The organism is Granulicatella adiacens ATCC 49175 (assembly GCF_025150565.1).
In the GTDB taxonomy this organism is placed as follows: Bacteria; Bacillota; Bacilli; order Lactobacillales; family Aerococcaceae; genus Granulicatella; species Granulicatella adiacens.
In genome coordinates this window covers 1,409,741-1,425,838 of the sequence record NZ_CP102283.1, presented here as the reverse complement: position 1 = coordinate 1,425,838, position 16,098 = coordinate 1,409,741, and the positions used below count along the sequence as shown (strand labels likewise).

Here is a 16,098-nt window from a genome sequence, read left to right as displayed (position 1 = left end):
ATGAATGAATAAAAAAGAGAAGGTATTTCTAGGTGGAGCAGTTGCCTTAGGGCTTGTCTTCGCTTCAGGAATGATTTTAGCTAATCAACAAAGTCAAGTGAATCAAGTAGCGGAAAGTACTGTTGAACAAACAACGATTTCTCCTGAGCAGATGGCAAAGTATGAACAAGCTGCAAAGGAAATTAAAGAGAATAAACCTAAAACAATTGTGGGAGAAGTTTTTGAAAACGGGTATCTAAAGAAACATGGAGACCATTACCATTTTGTTTTTGGGACTCCACCTTCTGATGCGATTTATGAGCAAAAGAAACAAATTAGCCAAAACAACCATTCAGATGATGATTATGTTTTTAATCCAAAAGATATTGTGAGTGAAAATGAATTAGGGTTTGTGGTGAGACACGGCGACCACTATCACTTTATTTATCGTTCACAACTGGCAAATGCTCAAACCGTTACTAGAGAAGATGAAACGGGGAAAAAACGGACTTGTAAATTACTCCGAATTCCTCATGGGGATCATTTCCATGATGTATTAGACTGTGGGGATGGAAGTGCCAATTATACTTTTGACGATGAACCTACGTCTCATCGTGGAGGAGGAACGAGTGGAACAGTTGCTGCTGCCTCTACTCCTTCAAGACAACATCAAAATAGTACGGCTACAACACCTACCGTTCAAACGTCTACAACAGATATGACGACACCAGGAGATAAAGAATTAACCTTACAATCTCCTGAAATTCAAAAATATTTGGATTATATTACGTATGCATATGGTGTAGAAAGAGATAGTATCAAATTCGAATCAGTTACCAATGATCAAGGTGAATATATTGGAAAAGTATTTGCCTTTCAAAATATGGAGCAAGGGCAAGATAAAAATCATATCCATCCTTGGGTCATTCCTTTGAAACGATTTGAAGTACCAAATTCTGATCCATCGATTCCTGCAGAAGTGAGACTTTCACAGGAAATTGATTTAATTGCACGACGTATGGGAATTTCTCGTACATCGATTCGTATTGTCAATGGACGTTTTGATATTCCACACGGTGACCACAGTCATTCAATGAATATCGTGAATAAAGATGGGATTGAAGCTTACGAAAAAAATAAATTGCCTGGAATCGTTCCACCATTTGTGGCAGGGGATTTAAATGAAGAAGAAGTGTTTCAAAAAATTGACGAGGTGAAAACTCACGCACAAGAGAAATACAAAGATGATCCAGTTACTTTAAATCGAATTTTAGTGGCTTTAAATGAATATAAAGAGCAAGTACAACAAAAAGGGAATTCAACAGAAGGCTTTGTTAAAGGACTAGAAAACTTTGAAAAGAAAGTCGTGAATAAAGAACAAGATGTTGAAAATTCGGTAACACCGCAAGAGCAAAAGATGAATGCAACTCATGAAGAAACAATTCGTAAGATTAGTGAGTTATCATTGAAAGACTACGGAGTTACTGCGGATGAGCTAAGAGATTTAGCTACAAAAGCAAGAGAAAGTGGAAAAGAAGCGCAAGTGAATGCAATTGCTTCATTAATTCAAGCATTACGGGATGCTAACGATCGCATTAGTATTGAAGGGATGCGCTATTTATACTTCCTTACACAACATGTACTAGACCAAGAATTGCCAGCTGCTTTAAGAGAAGAAGTGGCTAGCCTCATCAAACGGTATATGGGTTCTCGTTTGAATTTCGGAACAACAGCCGTTGAAGCGCTCATTATTGAATCTTATCGTACTAAATTAGCGATTAAAGAAGCGCATAAGAATTTTAATGGTAAAGTTGAAGGAACAATTGGTAAGAATCTAAAAGAGATTATGACACCGGCTTCTGCAGATGAACTAAGTATCTTAGAGGAAGCAAAAGATTTCTCTGAAGGCACTTTAGATGAAGCAGATAAAGATAATAGTATTCCAAAGAGCTCTATTTTAGACAAAAAAGTAGAGGAAAAATCTACTGAAGCTACAACAGTGTCATCAAGCACTTCAGAGACACCATCTATTTCTACGCAGGAGAGTACAGAGGAAAAGAGCACTAGTGCTCCTGAAACAGAAGCTTCAACCTCTCAAGAAGTTACAACAGAAGCTCCTAGTGAGACGACGAGTGAACCAACGCAAAAATAGTGGGAAAAGAATAAGGAAATTGGGAATCAATCTCTTAATTTAAAAGGAAGAAAATATGAATGAAAAGCATGTCAAATGGTCTATTTTGGAACGTTGACATGCTTTCCTTTTAGTCAAAAAAAGAAATTATGTTATACTAATACAGCATTCTATACGAAGGAGGGGTTTAAATGAGCGTAATGCACTTTGGAGATAATACTTGGATTAACATCAATTCAGATTTGATTAGTGAATACTCATCCATTTATGATACGTATGAAATCGATGATGAAATGATTGAATATGCACTGGATAAAAATGAGCGAGCACATATGGAATATAACCGTCGAACGAAAACGCTGGTTGTTATTTATAATGTATTAAACTTGTCTAAAGAAGAGAACCACTATGAAACGATTCCGTTAACATTCATTGTTCGTCAAAATCAAATTGTCACGATTTCAAATAGTCAAAATGAATACATTATCGATGCGATCGTAGAAGAGTTGGAAGAGAATCTTCATTGGAATGTGTTTAATCTTTTACTGCATAGCCTTTTTGTCATTTCGGAGCATTACTTCCCAGTAATTGAAAAATTAAATAAAGAACAGCAAAATATTAGCAAACTCCTTCGAAAGAAAACGACTAAGAATAATTTATTTGCACTTTCCGATTTGGAAATTGGTGGAATGTATTTAGTATCTGCCACTAAGCAAAATGCTGTAGTTTTAGAGCAATTGAAAACGCAACAAGCCTTTAAAGAATTCGATGATTTTGAAAGAGAGCAATTGGAAGACAATATTATCGAAGCAAAACAATTAGTTGAGATGACAGATTTACATCTTCAAATTTTAAGACAAATTTCCGGAACATATAACAATGTTTTGAATAATAATTTGAATGATACGATGAAATTTTTAACAGTTATTTCTATATTGATGACGATTCCAGATATTGTCACGGGATTTTTTGGAATGAACGTTCAAATTCCTTTGACGGAACTACGATATGGATGGGCAATTATTCTCTTCATCATTGCACTCGGTTGGATGGGCGCACTTAAAGTGATTCAAAAACTAATGAAAGATTAAAAAAGAGCAACTTCCTTGGTTTGAGGAAGTTGCTCTTTCATTATTTCATTCGTTTTGCTTTTTCGGTATTGGCGAAGTGGAGTTTTGCGACTTTACGTAAAATATTCATTCCGTTGTGCTTTAGAATTTTTGCAGCAATTTGGTCCACATTGCTTCCAGCACCACTTGGTAGTTTATACCCGAATTCTGTACTTAATGAGTCTAAACCATCCAGGAAAGCGCATCTAGCAATCATTGACGCCGCCGCTACAGCGATATGATGGCTTTCGCCTTTTGTAATAAAGTACGTTTTATTTTTATCGACTAAAGGCTGTCCTTTTAAATAACGATAATATAATTCTGGTTTACAAAATTGATCAATTAAAAACCCTTCAGGTGATTCTGGCATTATTTTTTCACTTAAGAGACGTAAGGCTTGGTTATGAAGAAGAGCCTTCATTTCATTTAAGTTTTTGACTTGTTGAACCTCATTGTATTTTTCAGGCCAAAGCGTCAATAATTTATACGGAATGACTTCTTTAATTTTAGGAACGAAAGCTCGGATTTGTTCATCCGTTAAATCTTTAGAGTCTTTCACTCCCATTTTTTTAAGAAGAGGGATATTTTCTTTTGAAACGTAAGCACTAGCAACCGTTAAAGGACCAAAGTAAGCTCCATTTCCAACTTCATCGCTACCCATCACACTCCAAGAAGAAAAGTCCTTTGGAAGAGAAGGAGCGTCTTTTGATTTTCCTTCAGATGTTTCCATCAAAGGTTCCAGCTGATTCTTTTGAATAAACGATTCAATGCCTTTTCCTTGAAATAGCACTTTTCCGGATTGATAGGCCGTAATGGTTAAGCCGTCAATCTTCAACCTTAAAACGGCGTATGGAGGAGGGGACTCTACATATGAAGGATATTTTGCTTCTAATGCGGAAACCTGTTCGGCTGAAAGTGTTAATGTTAATGAATTCATAGTAATCCTCCTTGTTCTTTTTAAGAATACCATGAGAACATTTATTCGTCTACTCCTTCAAAAAGAGGATTATTCGTGTTTTTTTGCTCAGGAAATGGTAAAATAAGGTGATATTATGAGGAATGGAGATGATCTATTGTGAAACAACCGAAATCAAGAGTTAAAGCAGTCATTGCCGGCAAATCCTATACGATTATTGGGAAAAAGTCTCAACAAGAAATGCAAAGTATTGTGAGAGTCTTACAAGAGCAATTAGATCAAATCACCCGAGTATCAGACAAATTATCGAATGAAGAAGTAGCACTCCTAGCAGCGATTAATGCTATTTCAAATCAATTCGAAAAACAAGAAGAAGTTGTCGCACTGAAGAAGAGAGTAGAGCAGTTAGAAAAAGAAGTGCAAAATTCTCATCATAAGCGACCTTCCATTGACTCAAAAAGAAAACAAGAATTAGAAAAACAATTTGAATTACAACAAGATTTGTTGAGAAGGTAGGGTTTATGATTACATTAATCATTTTATTTTATTTAATCGTTGGAATCTATACGGGCGCTCGTAGAGGATTAACATTACAATTAGTTTATATTGCGGGTTATTTTATTACCTTTTTAGTGGCGGTATTTACGCATGAAAAGCTAGCTAAATTTTTATCGGTATTTATTCCGTATCCGTCCTATGTTCCCGGGAATCAATTAGCGATTTTCTCTCAAGAACAAGCAATGAATTTAGACCACTCATTTTATAGATTGATTTCATTTTTAATGATTATGATTTTAGGTTGGTTAGTGGTTCGTTTCTTAGGATATATTGCTAGCGAATTAACATTTTTACCATTATTAAAACAATTTAACACGATTAGTGGTGCTGCATTAGGATTTGTTATGAACTATTTATTTATTTATTTTGTTCTTTATGCGATTGCGATGATTCCACTGGCTCCAGCACAAAAAATGATTGAAGGCGGACTGCCAAACTTTATTATTACCAAAACTCCAATTCTGACACAAATTGTTTCAAGTTGGTTATTACCTAAATAAAAACGAGAGCGTGGGACAGATTTGTTCCACGTTTTTTAAGAAAGAAGGACTGTTATGAATTCGAAAATCGAAAAGGTTTTAGAATTTGATAAAATTAGAGCCCAATTAGCTGAATATGCAACCTCTGAAAAAGGAAAACAAATGATTAAAGAACTTCCAATAGAGGTGGAAGAAAAGGCGATTCAAAATAAAATTGAAGAAACTGCAGATGGTGTTGAGCTCCTCCGCTTAAAACAAGGAATTCCGATTCCACGGTTGAAAGATATTAGTTTTGCTTTGAAACGATTGGAATTAGAAGCGGGATTGAATGGGCGTGAATTAAGTGACATTTTACGAGTGCTAACGACAACGCATGAGGTAGAACGTTTCTTTGAAAAAGTAGAAGAAGAGGAGATTGCTTTAAAGCGCGTCCCAAGGCTAGTTGAAAAATTAGAAAGTATCCCTGAAGTGACTAAGGAGCTAGAAGCATCGATTCGAGAAGATGGATATGTATTAGATAGTGCGTCTCCTAACTTGCATGGCATTCGAGTAGGCATTCAGAAAACGGAACAAGAGATTCGTCGCCAAATGGATCAATATCTCACTGGTAAGAACGCGCAGTATTTAAGCGATACGATTATCACGATTCGTAATGACCGTTATGTACTACCAGTAAAAGCAGAGTATAAATCTGTATTTGGTGGTACTGTACATGATCAAAGTGGAACGGGACAGACTCTCTTCATGGAGCCTCAAGCAGTTGTTAATTTGAATAATAAATTACGAGAATATCAAGTCCAAGAAAAGCGTGAAGTCGAACGCATTTTATGGGAACTTTCTCAAAAACTCATGCCATACACGAATTCATTGCATCAAAATCATTATGTATTAGCACGATTAGACGTAGTGAATGCAAAGGCTCTATATGCTAATGAAATAAATGCAACGGAACCTATTATTGACCGTCAAAATCATGTCGCGCTTTGGAAAGCATGGCATCCACTATTAGACCGTGAGAAGGCTGTTTCAAACGATATTATTCTTGGAGAAGAGTATCAAGCCATTGTCATTACAGGACCGAATACGGGAGGAAAAACGATTCTCTTGAAGACGGTTGGAGTGATTCAATTAATGGCACAGATGGGACTGTATATTCCTGCGGGTGAAAATAGCCGTGTAGGAATCTTTACCGAGATTTTTGCAGATATTGGGGATGAACAATCGATTGAACAAAACTTATCAACATTCTCATCTCATATGTCTAATATTGTTTCTATTTTGAAGCAAATTAATGATAAGAGCTTGCTTTTAATTGACGAAATCGGTTCAGGGACAGACCCACAAGAAGGCTCGTCTCTTGCGATTGCGATTCTTGATTATATTGCAAGTAAGCAAAGTTATGTGATTGCTTCAACTCACTATCCAGAGTTAAAAGCATACGGGTATGACCGTCCTAAAACCATTAATGCGAGTATGGAGTTTGATGGAGATACTCTTCAGCCAACGTACCAACTCTTACTGGGAATACCAGGGCGTAGTAATGCCTTTGATATTTCAAAACGTCTTGGGTTGCCAAGTATCATTATCGACCAAGCGCGCGGACTTCTATCTGAAGAAGACCAAGACTTGAATGCGATGATTAGTGACCTTGAGCAAAAACGTCGCCGTGCGCAGCGTGATGCCGATAAGATGCGTCATCAATTAGAGTTAAGTACACAGTTATTAGAAGATTTGCAAAAGGAAACTGAACAGTTTAAAGCCAATAAAGCAAGACTTCTAGAAGAAGCTAAAGAGCGTGCAAATTCTTTAATTGAACAAAGTAAGGATGATGCGGATAAAATCTTGTCAGAAATCCGTGAATTACAACTGAGAAGTAAACAAACTACGGTTAAAGAACATGAAATGATTGAGAAAAAGACAGCTTTAACAGACTTGAAACATGAGCAAGCCTTGAAGAAGAACAAGGTGCTTCGCAAAGTAAAAGCGAAGAAGGCGCTGCAAGTCGGACAAAGTGTCGAAGTTCTTTCATTTGGACAACGCGGAACTCTTGTTGAAAAAGTCAGTGACGAGGAATGGGTTGTTCAAATGGGGATTATCAAGATGAAGATTGCTATAGAAGACTTAGCCCCAATTGCCGAAACGCAAGAAGCTAAGCAACAAGTGATTGTGAAAAGTGCTAGAAGTAGTCATGTCTCTTCAGAATTAGACTTACGTGGAAAACGATATGAAGAAGCGATGAAGGATTTAGAGTTATATCTGGATGCAGCCATTCTTGCGAACTATCCACGTGTCACGATTATTCATGGACGTGGAACAGGAGCCATCCAGCAAGGCGTTCATAAGGTGCTACGTAGCCACCGTTCTGTTGCAAGTTTTGAATTTGCGCCGATGAATACGGGTGGAAATGGAGCGACCATCGTGACCTTTAAGTAAACCGTGAGCAGAATAGTTGGTCACCTTCTGGGGTGTTGCTATACTAGGTTTATAGAAAAAGGAAAGGATGATTCGAATGGTAAAATCATTAACAGATAAAAACTTTGTAGAAGAAACTAAAGACGGAGTAGTTTTAGTAGACTTTTGGGCTACATGGTGTGGACCATGTCGTATGCAAGGACCAGTTATTGACCAATTAGACGAGGAAATGGGAGACAAAGTAACTTTCACTAAAGTGGATGTGGACGAAAACCCTGAAACCGCTCGTGCTTTTGGAATTATGAGCATTCCAACTTTATTAATCAAAAAAGATGGAGAAGTGGTTAATAAAGTAGTTGGCTACCATGCTAAAGAACAATTAGAAGAATTGTTAGCACAATATTTATAAAATCATATTTTTGAAGGAGTGATGAAGCAAGGAGAACCCTTGTTTTATCACTCCTTTTTTTATTTTCAAAATATTTAAAAAAAAAGTGTTGACAAAATAGTTTTTTAGTTTTATAGTTAATTACACAAGTAACTAACCAACAAACACAAAACTAAAAGGAGGTGCGTTATGAAATTTGATTTTCAAAGTGATATCGCGTTATTTCAACAAGTAGCCAATCAACTAGAAGAAGAAATCTTCCATGAAGTCTACAAAGAAGGAGATCAAGTACCGTCGACAACTGAGATTTCCACAGGGTATCAAATCAATCCAGCAACCGTATTGAAAGGAATGAACTTACTCGTGAGCGAACAAGTATTAGAAAAAAGAAGAGGCCTTGGAACGTTTGTAGCAGAAGGGGCAAGAAAAATTATTCTAAGCAAAAAGCAAAATGAATTTACGAATCAGATGGTTCCAAATTTCTTAAAAGAAGCGCAAGCACTAGGAATTACAAAAGAAGAATTAGTTAAAATTATCGAAGGAGGGTTCCTAAAATGACAATCCAAGTGAAAGGGTTAAGAAAGAAATATTTCAATAAAGAAGCTGTAAAAGGGGTCGATTTTACGATTGAACCGGAGAGTATTATTGGACTATTAGGTCGAAATGGAGCTGGAAAAAGTACCGTTTTAAATATGATTGCTCGTCGTATTGAGAAGACAAGTGGAGACATCACTCTTGATGGCGTGGATCTTCATAAAACTCCAAGGGCAATGCATCAAGTGTACTTATCGAGTACAGAAAATTGGTTCCCAAAAGAATATAAATTTAAAGATTTATTATCTATTTATAAGAAAACTTATCCAGAATTCGACAGTGAATTTGCAGAAGAGTTAATTAAAGTTTTTGGAGTCAATGTGAAAGAAAGATTTTCAAAGGCCTCTACTGGATACCAAAGTATTATGAAAATTATCCTAGCGCTTTGTAATCCAAGTGAGTACATCTTTATGGATGAACCAGTACTAGGATTAGACGCGAATCATCGTCATATTTTTAACAAAAAATTACTGGAAGCTTATGCAAGAAATCCACGGACATTTGTCATTGCGACGCATTTAATCGAAGAAGTTGCTTCCTTTCTTGAAAAAGTCATCGTTATTAAAGATGGTGTAGTTACAGAGGAAGTGATGGTGGAAGAGGTTCTTGGAAAAGGATATGTTGTTAGCGGTGCTACAAGTCTAGTTCAAGAATTTGTCGCAGATAAGAATGTACAAGAAACCGAACAAATTGGAAATATCACTCGTGCAGTAGTGATTGGCAAAAAAGGGGAGATTCCTCAAGGATTAGATTTTTCACCATTAACATTGCAAGATTACTTTATTTCAATTACTCGAAAGGAGAATGAATAAGATGGACCGTTTAGTATCAGTTGTTAGCATGGGGCTAGTGAAAAGATGGAAATCGATTTTAATCTTTTTAGGAATTTGGTGGGTTTTCGCAGGCCTATTCATGAAGATATTTGCAAATGGAGATTTTACTTCATTTGGAGTCTATTTCCCAATTTATTTTGATAATGAAGTCGGACTCATTATTTTAATCATCGGAATTGCTTATATCATTGAACAATTCCGCCTAGAAAGCCAACTAGGATTAACGAGAAATGAACAAATTCAAAGTCTCTTTATTCAAACAATTATTGATTCACTCATTTTAACGTTTATCTTTAGCATATTGTTACCATTTAGAGAAGGAATCACGGTATTCAATACGATCAAAATTGAATCAAGGTTAAGCACTTTGTATAATCCTGAAAATCTATTTTTAAGTATTGCAACTTTTTTTGCACAAGTATTATTGATTCATCTGATTGCAAATGTGATTGGGATTGTCATGAATAAAATGCCATTAAAAACAGGACTATTCGCACTTGGGGGAGTTACTTTATTAATGGGTATTATAATCAGTGGAGTGAGTCATCAAGGGAAGGAATTACCAGATTTTGTTAAATTTATCATTCAACTAGGAAAATCTATCAACGAAAACCCTGGCTGGGCCATTTCAATAACTTTCTTAGTAGTGATTGTTCTCTTAATATTAGTGACTAGAAAACATCAAAGTAAAGATCCAAACGTAGCATAAAAAACGAGAACTTCTGCACAGCAGGAGTTCTTTTTGTTTAGTGCGGAGGTTTCTCCCCTTTCTTTTTTAGTCACCTGGTCGTATTGCAAAACGTTATGAGCATCATTGTTTGAATGAAAAGGTCGGAGGAGTCAAACGGAGGGCCTATCGGATTCTATAGTGTGAGTAATAGCTCAGTAGGTGAGAGACCACGGCTCGAACCGCTACAGCTATTACAAACACTATGAAGATATCCGATAAAGGCACGCAGTGTAGACCCTTCAAAGCCTTTTCATTCAAACACCGAAGGGTCTTCTCTTTGATTAACTTTTTCATAATACGAACCACTTTTGAATCAGCCAGGTTTGAACTATGGTATACTATAGAAGACAAAAGATAGAGAGGTTGGCAAAATATGAAAAGACCAATTGGATTTATTGATTCAGGAGTGGGAGGCTTAACGGTTCTCAAAGAGGCATTAAAACAATTACCAAACGAATCAATGGTCTTCTTAGGAGATTCCGCTCGTTGCCCATATGGGACAAGACCGAAAGAGGAGATTCGACAATATACATTGGAAATGGTGCAATTTTTACTACAAAAGAATATAAAAATGCTGGTCATTGCCTGCAACACGGCCACGGCAGTCGTCTTAGAGGAATTGAAACAAACATTAGAGATTCCAGTGGTGGGAGTGATTCAGCCAGGAAGTTTAGCAGCTATCAAGCAAACATCTAATGACCGAATCGGAGTATTGGGGACGAATGCTACGATTTCAAGTAAAGTGTATCCAAAAACAATGCACGACAAGAATAAGAACATTCAAGTATTTGATATTGCTTGTCCAAACTTTGTTCCACTTGTCGAAAATAATCAATCGGATACCCCAGAAGCTTGGGAGATTGTAAAAGAAACCCTCAATCCATTAGAAGGAACTAATGTAGATACAGTAATTTTGGGTTGTACACATTATCCGCTTTTAAGAAAAACGATTCAAAAAGTTGTTGGAAATCAAGTTTCCTTGATTGATTCAGGTGCAGAAACTGTTTCTAGTGTGAGTGCTCTTTTAGATTATTGCAAACTCAGTGAAACTCCTGAAACTAATCCAAATCCCACTTTAGAAATTTATACAACGGGAGATGCAACACTTTTTGAAGAGATTGCGGAAAATTGGCTCTACAGAAAAGGTTTAGAGGTGAATACGGTGAGTTTAGAGAAAAAATTAACGCCTCTTCAACTTGAAAAAGAAATTGTTATTGCAACGAATAATGTTGGAAAAGCAAGAGAATTTGCCAAAATTTTTGAACCAAAGGGCTATAAGGTTAAAACCTTAAAAGATTTCCCAGAATTAGATGAAGTAGAAGAAACAGGAACGACTTTTGAGGAAAATGCGAGACTGAAAGCAGAAACGATTGCGAATGCTTTACAAACAATGGTTTTGGCTGATGATTCAGGACTTTGTGTAGATGCTCTAGAAGGACTTCCCGGAGTATATTCTGCAAGATTTGCAGGAGAAGAAAAGAATGATGCGGCAAATAACGCCAAACTGTTATCAGAACTAGGTGGGCTTAAAGGTAAGGAAAGGGCAGCTCATTTCACATGTTGTTTAGTGTTAGCAGCTCCGTTTCAGGAATCTCTTGTGGTACAGGCAGAATGTCACGGAGAAATTGCCACTTTACCGTCAGGAGACAGTGGATTTGGTTATGATCCATTATTTTTAGTGCCAGAGTATCAAAAAACATTTGCGGAACTCGGAATGGATATCAAAAATAAAATTAGCCATCGTGCAAAAGCGATTGAATTACTAGTTGAAAAATGGGAACATTGGACAAATTCTTTAGGAGCTGTGGAGGAAACAGAATGAAAATAGTCATTGTCAGTGATAATCATGGTCAAGAGTTGACGCTTCGAAAAATTTTTGATCATTTTTCTGGAGAAAAAGTAACTTTTGTTCATACAGGAGATTCTGAATTTCCTTATAAGGATGGATTATTATCTCATTGTGTGAGAGTTACAGGAAATTGTGATTATGATATGGAGTATCCTGAGTTTGAGGTGTTTGAAGTAGAAGGGATTACGTTCTTTGTCACTCATGGGCATCATCAATATGTAAATGCTGGTAGAGAGTATTTAGCAAATATGGCTAAAGAAAAAGGAGCTAGTATTGCTTTGTATGGGCATACTCATAAGCTAAATGCAGAGACTGTTGATGGAGTTTTATGTATTAATTCAGGATCGACGAATTTTCCAAGAGGGACTTATGCAGGAACAGCGAGCTATGCTGTATTAGAGATTTTGTCAAAAGAACAAATTTGTTTAACGTATTATACGACGAAGCATGAAGTATTAGATGATTTAGTTTTAAACTATACTTGGAGCCCTGAAGGAGGTTATACGCTTGATTCATAAGAGAATACAAGAATTATTATTGGAAAATCGAGAGCAGCTCTTTATTGATGCTGAGAATGTAGCGATTCTACAAGAAGACCATACATTAGAGCATGCCATGTTAGTTCTTACGAATGTACGATATTCTTTAATCCCTGTTTTGAATAAAGAAAATCAAATTGTAGGCTTAGTGTCTTTAGCAATGATTTTGCAAAAGATTACTGGAGTCGAGCAAATTCATATGAATCAACTCAGTAAGTATAAAGTTCGTGATGTCATGAAGACGGAGTTTCCAACGATTTTCGTTGATACAGATATGGAAGATGTATTGAGGGATTTGGTGGATCAAAGTTTTATTTGTATTACGAATGAAAGCCAAGAATTTTTAGGAATTGTGACTAGAAAAGAAGTATTGAAACGCATTAATTTCATGGTTCATGAATTAACTAGAGAATTTGATTTAGTTGAAAAATAAAAAAGAAGGCGAAAATTTTTCGCCTTCTTTTATTTTGTCAGATAGGGAATCGTTGGAGTCGAAAGGTCGATTCCTTTTTTTAATAATGCTTCTTGATATAAAGTTAAGTATTTTTGATAAGTTGCATGTTGCAATCCATTCTTCGTCATGATGGAAATCGTGAAGACAAATTGTCCAGTTGGTTTTGTTTGAGGGCCAACAATATTTGGAGCAGAAACTAGAGCCTCATCGGATTTAGCATAACGAGTATTCACAGCTTCGATGGTTTCATAGACCGTTTTTAAATCAACATTACTATTGAGTGGAAGTTCGATTAAAGCTCTCATATTTCCTCTAGACTGGTTACTAACGATGGTAATGTTTCGATTGGGAATGTAATGCAGGGTTCCGTCATATCCTCGAACTTGGGTTGTACGAACGCCAACGCTCGCAATCGTCCCAGAAATAGTATTAATTAAAACAGCATCCCCGACTTCAAATTGACGTTCCATTAAGATAAACAATCCATTGATGACATCTGATAAGAAACCTTGTGCTCCTAGACCTAAAGCAACCCCAGCGATTCCGGCACCTGCTAGTAAACTAGAAATTGGGACTCCGATAATCGAAAGAATCCAATAGATCAAAATGAAATATAAGAAATAATCCAACATATTCTCTAATAATTTAAGAATGGTTTTCTTGCGACTTTCCGATTGAGTAGAGACTCTCATAGAAGAGAGAATGGTTTTCTTAAAAAGAAAATGAGCTAGTTTTTTTCCTAAATAAAATAGTAAAAATAAAATGACTAGTGATAGTAGTTTAGTAAAAAGATTAGATAAAATAGATTCCCATTCAATCCCATTCCAATAATTGATAAAGAAATTAGAGATGGAATCGAACCATAAAAATACGCGCATAATCAGTCTTCCTTTAATTTTTAATACAATCAGTGTAGCATACCAAAAAAACGAATGAAAGAGATTCATTTTACAAAGAATTTGATGGTAATTTTAAAGGGATAGTGTTATGATTGAATCATACTAGAAGATTGGAGGAATGGCTCAATGACAGGTATTGAGATTGCTGCATTAATAGCTGCATGTGCTTTATTAGCCTTAGTAGTTTTTGTGATTGTCAAAGTATCACCGATTTTATCAAAATTAAATAAAACCGTTGAGAACATGAATCATTCATTAGAGATTATTACTAAAGATGTAGACAGCCTCTCAATTGAAGTAGAGGGGTTATTAAGTAAAGCCAATGTATTGGTGGATGATATCAATGGTAAATTAAAAGCCACTGATCCATTGTTTACTGCAGCTGGAGATTTAGGTGTGACAATTTCAGATGTAAATGCATCTTCACGAAATCTAGCAACAAAAGCAGTAAAACTTTCTAAAACGAGTCGTGTAGCCACGGCAGTTAACTTCGGAAGAGCATTTTTTTCCAAAAAGAAAAAAATATAATTAATGAAATGGAGTGTTGAACATGAGTAAAAAATGCGGATTTTTATTAGGAGCATTAATCGGGGGAACAGCAGCAGCAGTAACTGCATTGCTATTTGCACCAAAATCAGGAAAAGAATTACGTGAAGATTTAGCAAAAGAAGCTAATCGTTATAAAGAACAACTGTCAGAATATGGTGAAATTGCTCTAGCAAAAGGAGCAGAATTCACTGAAGTTGCCAAAGCTTCAACTCAAGATATTCGTATTAATTTACAAGAACAAGCTTCTCATCTAAAAGAACAAGTTTCTAAACATACTGAAAACTTAAAAGACCAATTCAACGAAACAGTTGATAAAGTAAAAGAAAACTTCTCTAAACAAAAAGAAGAGTCAGCTGAAGTAGTTGCTGAATTAGCAGAAGATGTAAAAGAAAAAGCTCAAGATGTGAAAGAAGAAGCTAAAAAAGAAGCAAAATAATGCATCCTTAAAAAGACTGGGAAATTTCCCAGTCTTTTTTGTTTGTCTAAAAATCATATTTTACTTTAGTGAAGAGTTTTGAACCATTTTCGGTAACAGCTAAACAGTCTTCGATACGAACACCGAAGTCACCTGAAATATAAACACCCGGTTCTACAGAGAAACACATACCTTCAACGAGTTCCATATCATTTCCTTCCATGATTGAAGGAAATTCATGTACGCTTTGGCCAATCCCGTGTCCAAGGCGGTGGATGAAGTACTCACCGTATCCAGCTTCTGTAATAATATCACGAGCGATTTTATCAATTTGGCTTGCTTTCATCCCTGGTTTTACAGCTGTGATGGCTGTATCATGCGCTTTTTGAACGATATCATAGATTTCTTTGTGACGTGGATTTTTTTCCTGGCGATTTCCAAAGAAGACGGTACGTGTAATGTCACTTGCGTACCCATCTACCATTGTACCAAGGTCAAATAGAACCCATTCATTTTCTTTAAGGGTACGGTCTCCAGGTTCACCGTGAGGATCTGCCGCGTGATCTCCAAAGAGCACCATTGTATCAAAGCTCATTTGAGAGACGCCGAGTTTTTTCATTTCAAATTCGATGATGGCTACCACTTCACGTTCGCTGATGCCTACTTTTAAGGCGTTCTTTCCGATTTCAATCGCTTTGTCAGCAAAGGTTCCAGAGTAGACGAGTTTTTCAACGGCTTCTTGATCTTTTACAAGACGAAGTTGTTGAACGATTGGCGTTAAATCTACAGAAAAATGAACATCTTTAAAATGCTTTTGAATTTGTTCTGCTGCAAAAAGAGAGAAGTCCACTTTTTCTACAGCAAAATTGGACTGAGAAGGAAAGTGATCCTTAATGGCATCTGATAAGAGTTTCCATCCATCTTCATGATCGTGATAACTTTTCACGATAAAATCTGGTTCCGCTTTTTGAGCGACTTGATGCTCTAATGCTGGAACAAATAATAGTGGGGTAGTATTGGGTGAGTAGACAAGTGCCACAATCCGCTCATGAGGATCTGTTGAAAAATTCGTTAAAAGACGAATGGTTTCAGGATTTTGGATTAGAGCAATCGGATTATTTTGTTTTGATAATTCAGTTTCTAGTTGTTTGAAAGTAGGGTTTAAATTCATATTAATCATCTCCTTAAAACTATTGTAGCATACTTATTATATCAAGAATGTAAATAGTTTCAAAAAGTTTTTGAAAATTTTCGTTAAACGCTT

At 36.2% G+C, this 16,098-nt stretch carries 17 protein-coding genes; 14 read left to right on the top strand and 3 right to left on the bottom strand.

Features of this window, described 5'->3' with window-relative positions:
• Positions 1-4 precede the first annotated feature (4 nt).
• Together NQ540_RS07020 and NQ540_RS07015 are read left to right on the top strand one after the other, a co-directional pair.
• Complete coding sequence (locus tag NQ540_RS07020; RefSeq protein ID WP_005606762.1) at positions 5-2,131, top strand: pneumococcal-type histidine triad protein; 2,127 nt, start codon at positions 5-7, stop codon at positions 2,129-2,131.
• 170 nt (positions 2,132-2,301) lie between these two features.
• Positions 2,302-3,201, top strand: coding sequence for a magnesium transporter CorA family protein (locus NQ540_RS07015; RefSeq protein ID WP_005606761.1), 900 nt, complete (start codon positions 2,302-2,304; stop codon positions 3,199-3,201).
• A 40-nt stretch (positions 3,202-3,241) separates the two neighbouring features.
• Here the strand turns inward: NQ540_RS07015 and rnhC are convergent, their stop codons facing one another.
• Positions 3,242-4,156: a ribonuclease HIII gene (gene rnhC, locus NQ540_RS07010; RefSeq protein ID WP_039849093.1), complete on the bottom strand. Its 915-nt coding sequence runs from the start codon at positions 4,154-4,156 to the stop codon at positions 3,242-3,244.
• Between the two features lie 138 nt (positions 4,157-4,294).
• Between rnhC and NQ540_RS07005 the strand changes: the two genes are divergently transcribed.
• From NQ540_RS07005 to cbpB, 10 genes are all read left to right on the top strand, one after another.
• The gene (locus tag NQ540_RS07005; protein WP_005606756.1) at positions 4,295-4,651 is read left to right on the top strand and encodes a cell division protein ZapA; all 357 of its coding nucleotides are present in this window, start codon (positions 4,295-4,297) and stop codon (positions 4,649-4,651) included.
• A 5-nt stretch (positions 4,652-4,656) separates the two neighbouring features.
• A complete protein-coding gene (locus NQ540_RS07000; RefSeq protein ID WP_005606755.1) occupies positions 4,657-5,193 on the top strand; it encodes a CvpA family protein in 537 nt (178 codons plus the stop codon).
• A gap of 54 nt (positions 5,194-5,247) precedes the next feature.
• Positions 5,248-7,605, top strand: a complete 2,358-nt coding sequence (locus NQ540_RS06995; protein WP_005606753.1) for an endonuclease MutS2 — start codon at positions 5,248-5,250, stop codon at positions 7,603-7,605.
• Positions 7,606-7,681: 76 nt separating this feature from the next.
• Positions 7,682-7,993: a thioredoxin gene (gene trxA / locus NQ540_RS06990; RefSeq protein WP_039849092.1), complete on the top strand. Its 312-nt coding sequence runs from the start codon at positions 7,682-7,684 to the stop codon at positions 7,991-7,993.
• Positions 7,994-8,161: 168 nt separating this feature from the next.
• The gene (locus NQ540_RS06985) at positions 8,162-8,530 is read left to right on the top strand and encodes a GntR family transcriptional regulator (protein WP_005606750.1); all 369 of its coding nucleotides are present in this window, start codon (positions 8,162-8,164) and stop codon (positions 8,528-8,530) included.
• Positions 8,527-9,378, top strand: a complete 852-nt coding sequence (locus NQ540_RS06980; RefSeq protein ID WP_005606748.1) for an ATP-binding cassette domain-containing protein — start codon at positions 8,527-8,529, stop codon at positions 9,376-9,378. The genes NQ540_RS06985 and NQ540_RS06980 overlap by 4 nt, the downstream gene beginning before the upstream one ends.
• Position 9,379: 1 nt before the next feature.
• The gene (locus NQ540_RS06975) at positions 9,380-10,108 is read left to right on the top strand and encodes a hypothetical protein (protein ID WP_039849091.1); all 729 of its coding nucleotides are present in this window, start codon (positions 9,380-9,382) and stop codon (positions 10,106-10,108) included.
• A 394-nt stretch (positions 10,109-10,502) separates the two neighbouring features.
• Complete coding sequence (racE, locus tag NQ540_RS06970; protein WP_005606746.1) at positions 10,503-11,951, top strand: glutamate racemase; 1,449 nt, start codon at positions 10,503-10,505, stop codon at positions 11,949-11,951.
• Positions 11,948-12,496, top strand: a complete 549-nt coding sequence (locus NQ540_RS06965; RefSeq protein WP_005606745.1) for a metallophosphoesterase — start codon at positions 11,948-11,950, stop codon at positions 12,494-12,496. Before racE ends, NQ540_RS06965 begins: the two co-directional genes overlap by 4 nt.
• Positions 12,486-12,950 carry a cyclic-di-AMP-binding protein CbpB gene (gene cbpB / locus NQ540_RS06960; protein ID WP_005606744.1) on the top strand — a complete coding sequence of 155 codons (465 nt, stop codon included), beginning with the start codon at positions 12,486-12,488 and terminating at the stop codon, positions 12,948-12,950. The genes NQ540_RS06965 and cbpB overlap by 11 nt, the downstream gene beginning before the upstream one ends.
• A gap of 29 nt (positions 12,951-12,979) precedes the next feature.
• On the opposite strand, the gene NQ540_RS06955 is transcribed toward cbpB, so the two are convergent.
• Positions 12,980-13,849, bottom strand: coding sequence for a mechanosensitive ion channel family protein (locus NQ540_RS06955; protein ID WP_156780451.1), 870 nt, complete (start codon positions 13,847-13,849; stop codon positions 12,980-12,982).
• Between the two features lie 147 nt (positions 13,850-13,996).
• On the opposite strand from NQ540_RS06955, the gene NQ540_RS06950 reads away from it, so the two are divergent.
• Together NQ540_RS06950 and NQ540_RS06945 are read left to right on the top strand one after the other, a co-directional pair.
• Entirely contained in the window at positions 13,997-14,398 is a 402-nt protein-coding gene (locus NQ540_RS06950; RefSeq protein WP_005606742.1) for a DUF948 domain-containing protein, read from the top strand.
• 22 nt (positions 14,399-14,420) lie between these two features.
• Entirely contained in the window at positions 14,421-14,855 is a 435-nt protein-coding gene (locus tag NQ540_RS06945) for a YtxH domain-containing protein (protein WP_005606741.1), read from the top strand.
• Between the two features lie 46 nt (positions 14,856-14,901).
• On the opposite strand, the gene NQ540_RS06940 is transcribed toward NQ540_RS06945, so the two are convergent.
• Entirely contained in the window at positions 14,902-16,005 is a 1,104-nt protein-coding gene (locus NQ540_RS06940; protein WP_039849090.1) for an aminopeptidase P family protein, read from the bottom strand.
• Positions 16,006-16,098 lie beyond the last annotated feature (93 nt).

Bases quoted from the DNA above. Each gene is read 5' to 3' on its own strand.
- NQ540_RS07020 (WP_005606762.1), top strand. From the start codon at position 5: ATGAATAAAAAAGAGAAGGTATTTCTAGGTGGAGCAGTTGCCTTAGGG.
- NQ540_RS07015 (WP_005606761.1), top strand. From the start codon at position 2,302: ATGAGCGTAATGCACTTTGGAGATAATACTTGGATTAACATCAATTCA.
- rnhC (WP_039849093.1), bottom strand. From the start codon at position 4,156: ATGAATTCATTAACATTAACACTTTCAGCCGAACAGGTTTCCGCATTA.
- NQ540_RS07000 (WP_005606755.1), top strand. From the start codon at position 4,657: ATGATTACATTAATCATTTTATTTTATTTAATCGTTGGAATCTATACG.
- NQ540_RS06995 (WP_005606753.1), top strand. From the start codon at position 5,248: ATGAATTCGAAAATCGAAAAGGTTTTAGAATTTGATAAAATTAGAGCC.
- trxA (WP_039849092.1), top strand. From the start codon at position 7,682: ATGGTAAAATCATTAACAGATAAAAACTTTGTAGAAGAAACTAAAGAC.
- NQ540_RS06985 (WP_005606750.1), top strand. From the start codon at position 8,162: ATGAAATTTGATTTTCAAAGTGATATCGCGTTATTTCAACAAGTAGCC.
- NQ540_RS06980 (WP_005606748.1), top strand. From the start codon at position 8,527: ATGACAATCCAAGTGAAAGGGTTAAGAAAGAAATATTTCAATAAAGAA.
- NQ540_RS06975 (WP_039849091.1), top strand. From the start codon at position 9,380: ATGGACCGTTTAGTATCAGTTGTTAGCATGGGGCTAGTGAAAAGATGG.
- racE (WP_005606746.1), top strand. From the start codon at position 10,503: ATGAAAAGACCAATTGGATTTATTGATTCAGGAGTGGGAGGCTTAACG.
- NQ540_RS06965 (WP_005606745.1), top strand. From the start codon at position 11,948: ATGAAAATAGTCATTGTCAGTGATAATCATGGTCAAGAGTTGACGCTT.
- NQ540_RS06955 (WP_156780451.1), bottom strand. From the start codon at position 13,849: ATGCGCGTATTTTTATGGTTCGATTCCATCTCTAATTTCTTTATCAAT.
- NQ540_RS06950 (WP_005606742.1), top strand. From the start codon at position 13,997: ATGACAGGTATTGAGATTGCTGCATTAATAGCTGCATGTGCTTTATTA.
- NQ540_RS06945 (WP_005606741.1), top strand. From the start codon at position 14,421: ATGAGTAAAAAATGCGGATTTTTATTAGGAGCATTAATCGGGGGAACA.
- NQ540_RS06940 (WP_039849090.1), bottom strand. From the start codon at position 16,005: ATGAATTTAAACCCTACTTTCAAACAACTAGAAACTGAATTATCAAAA.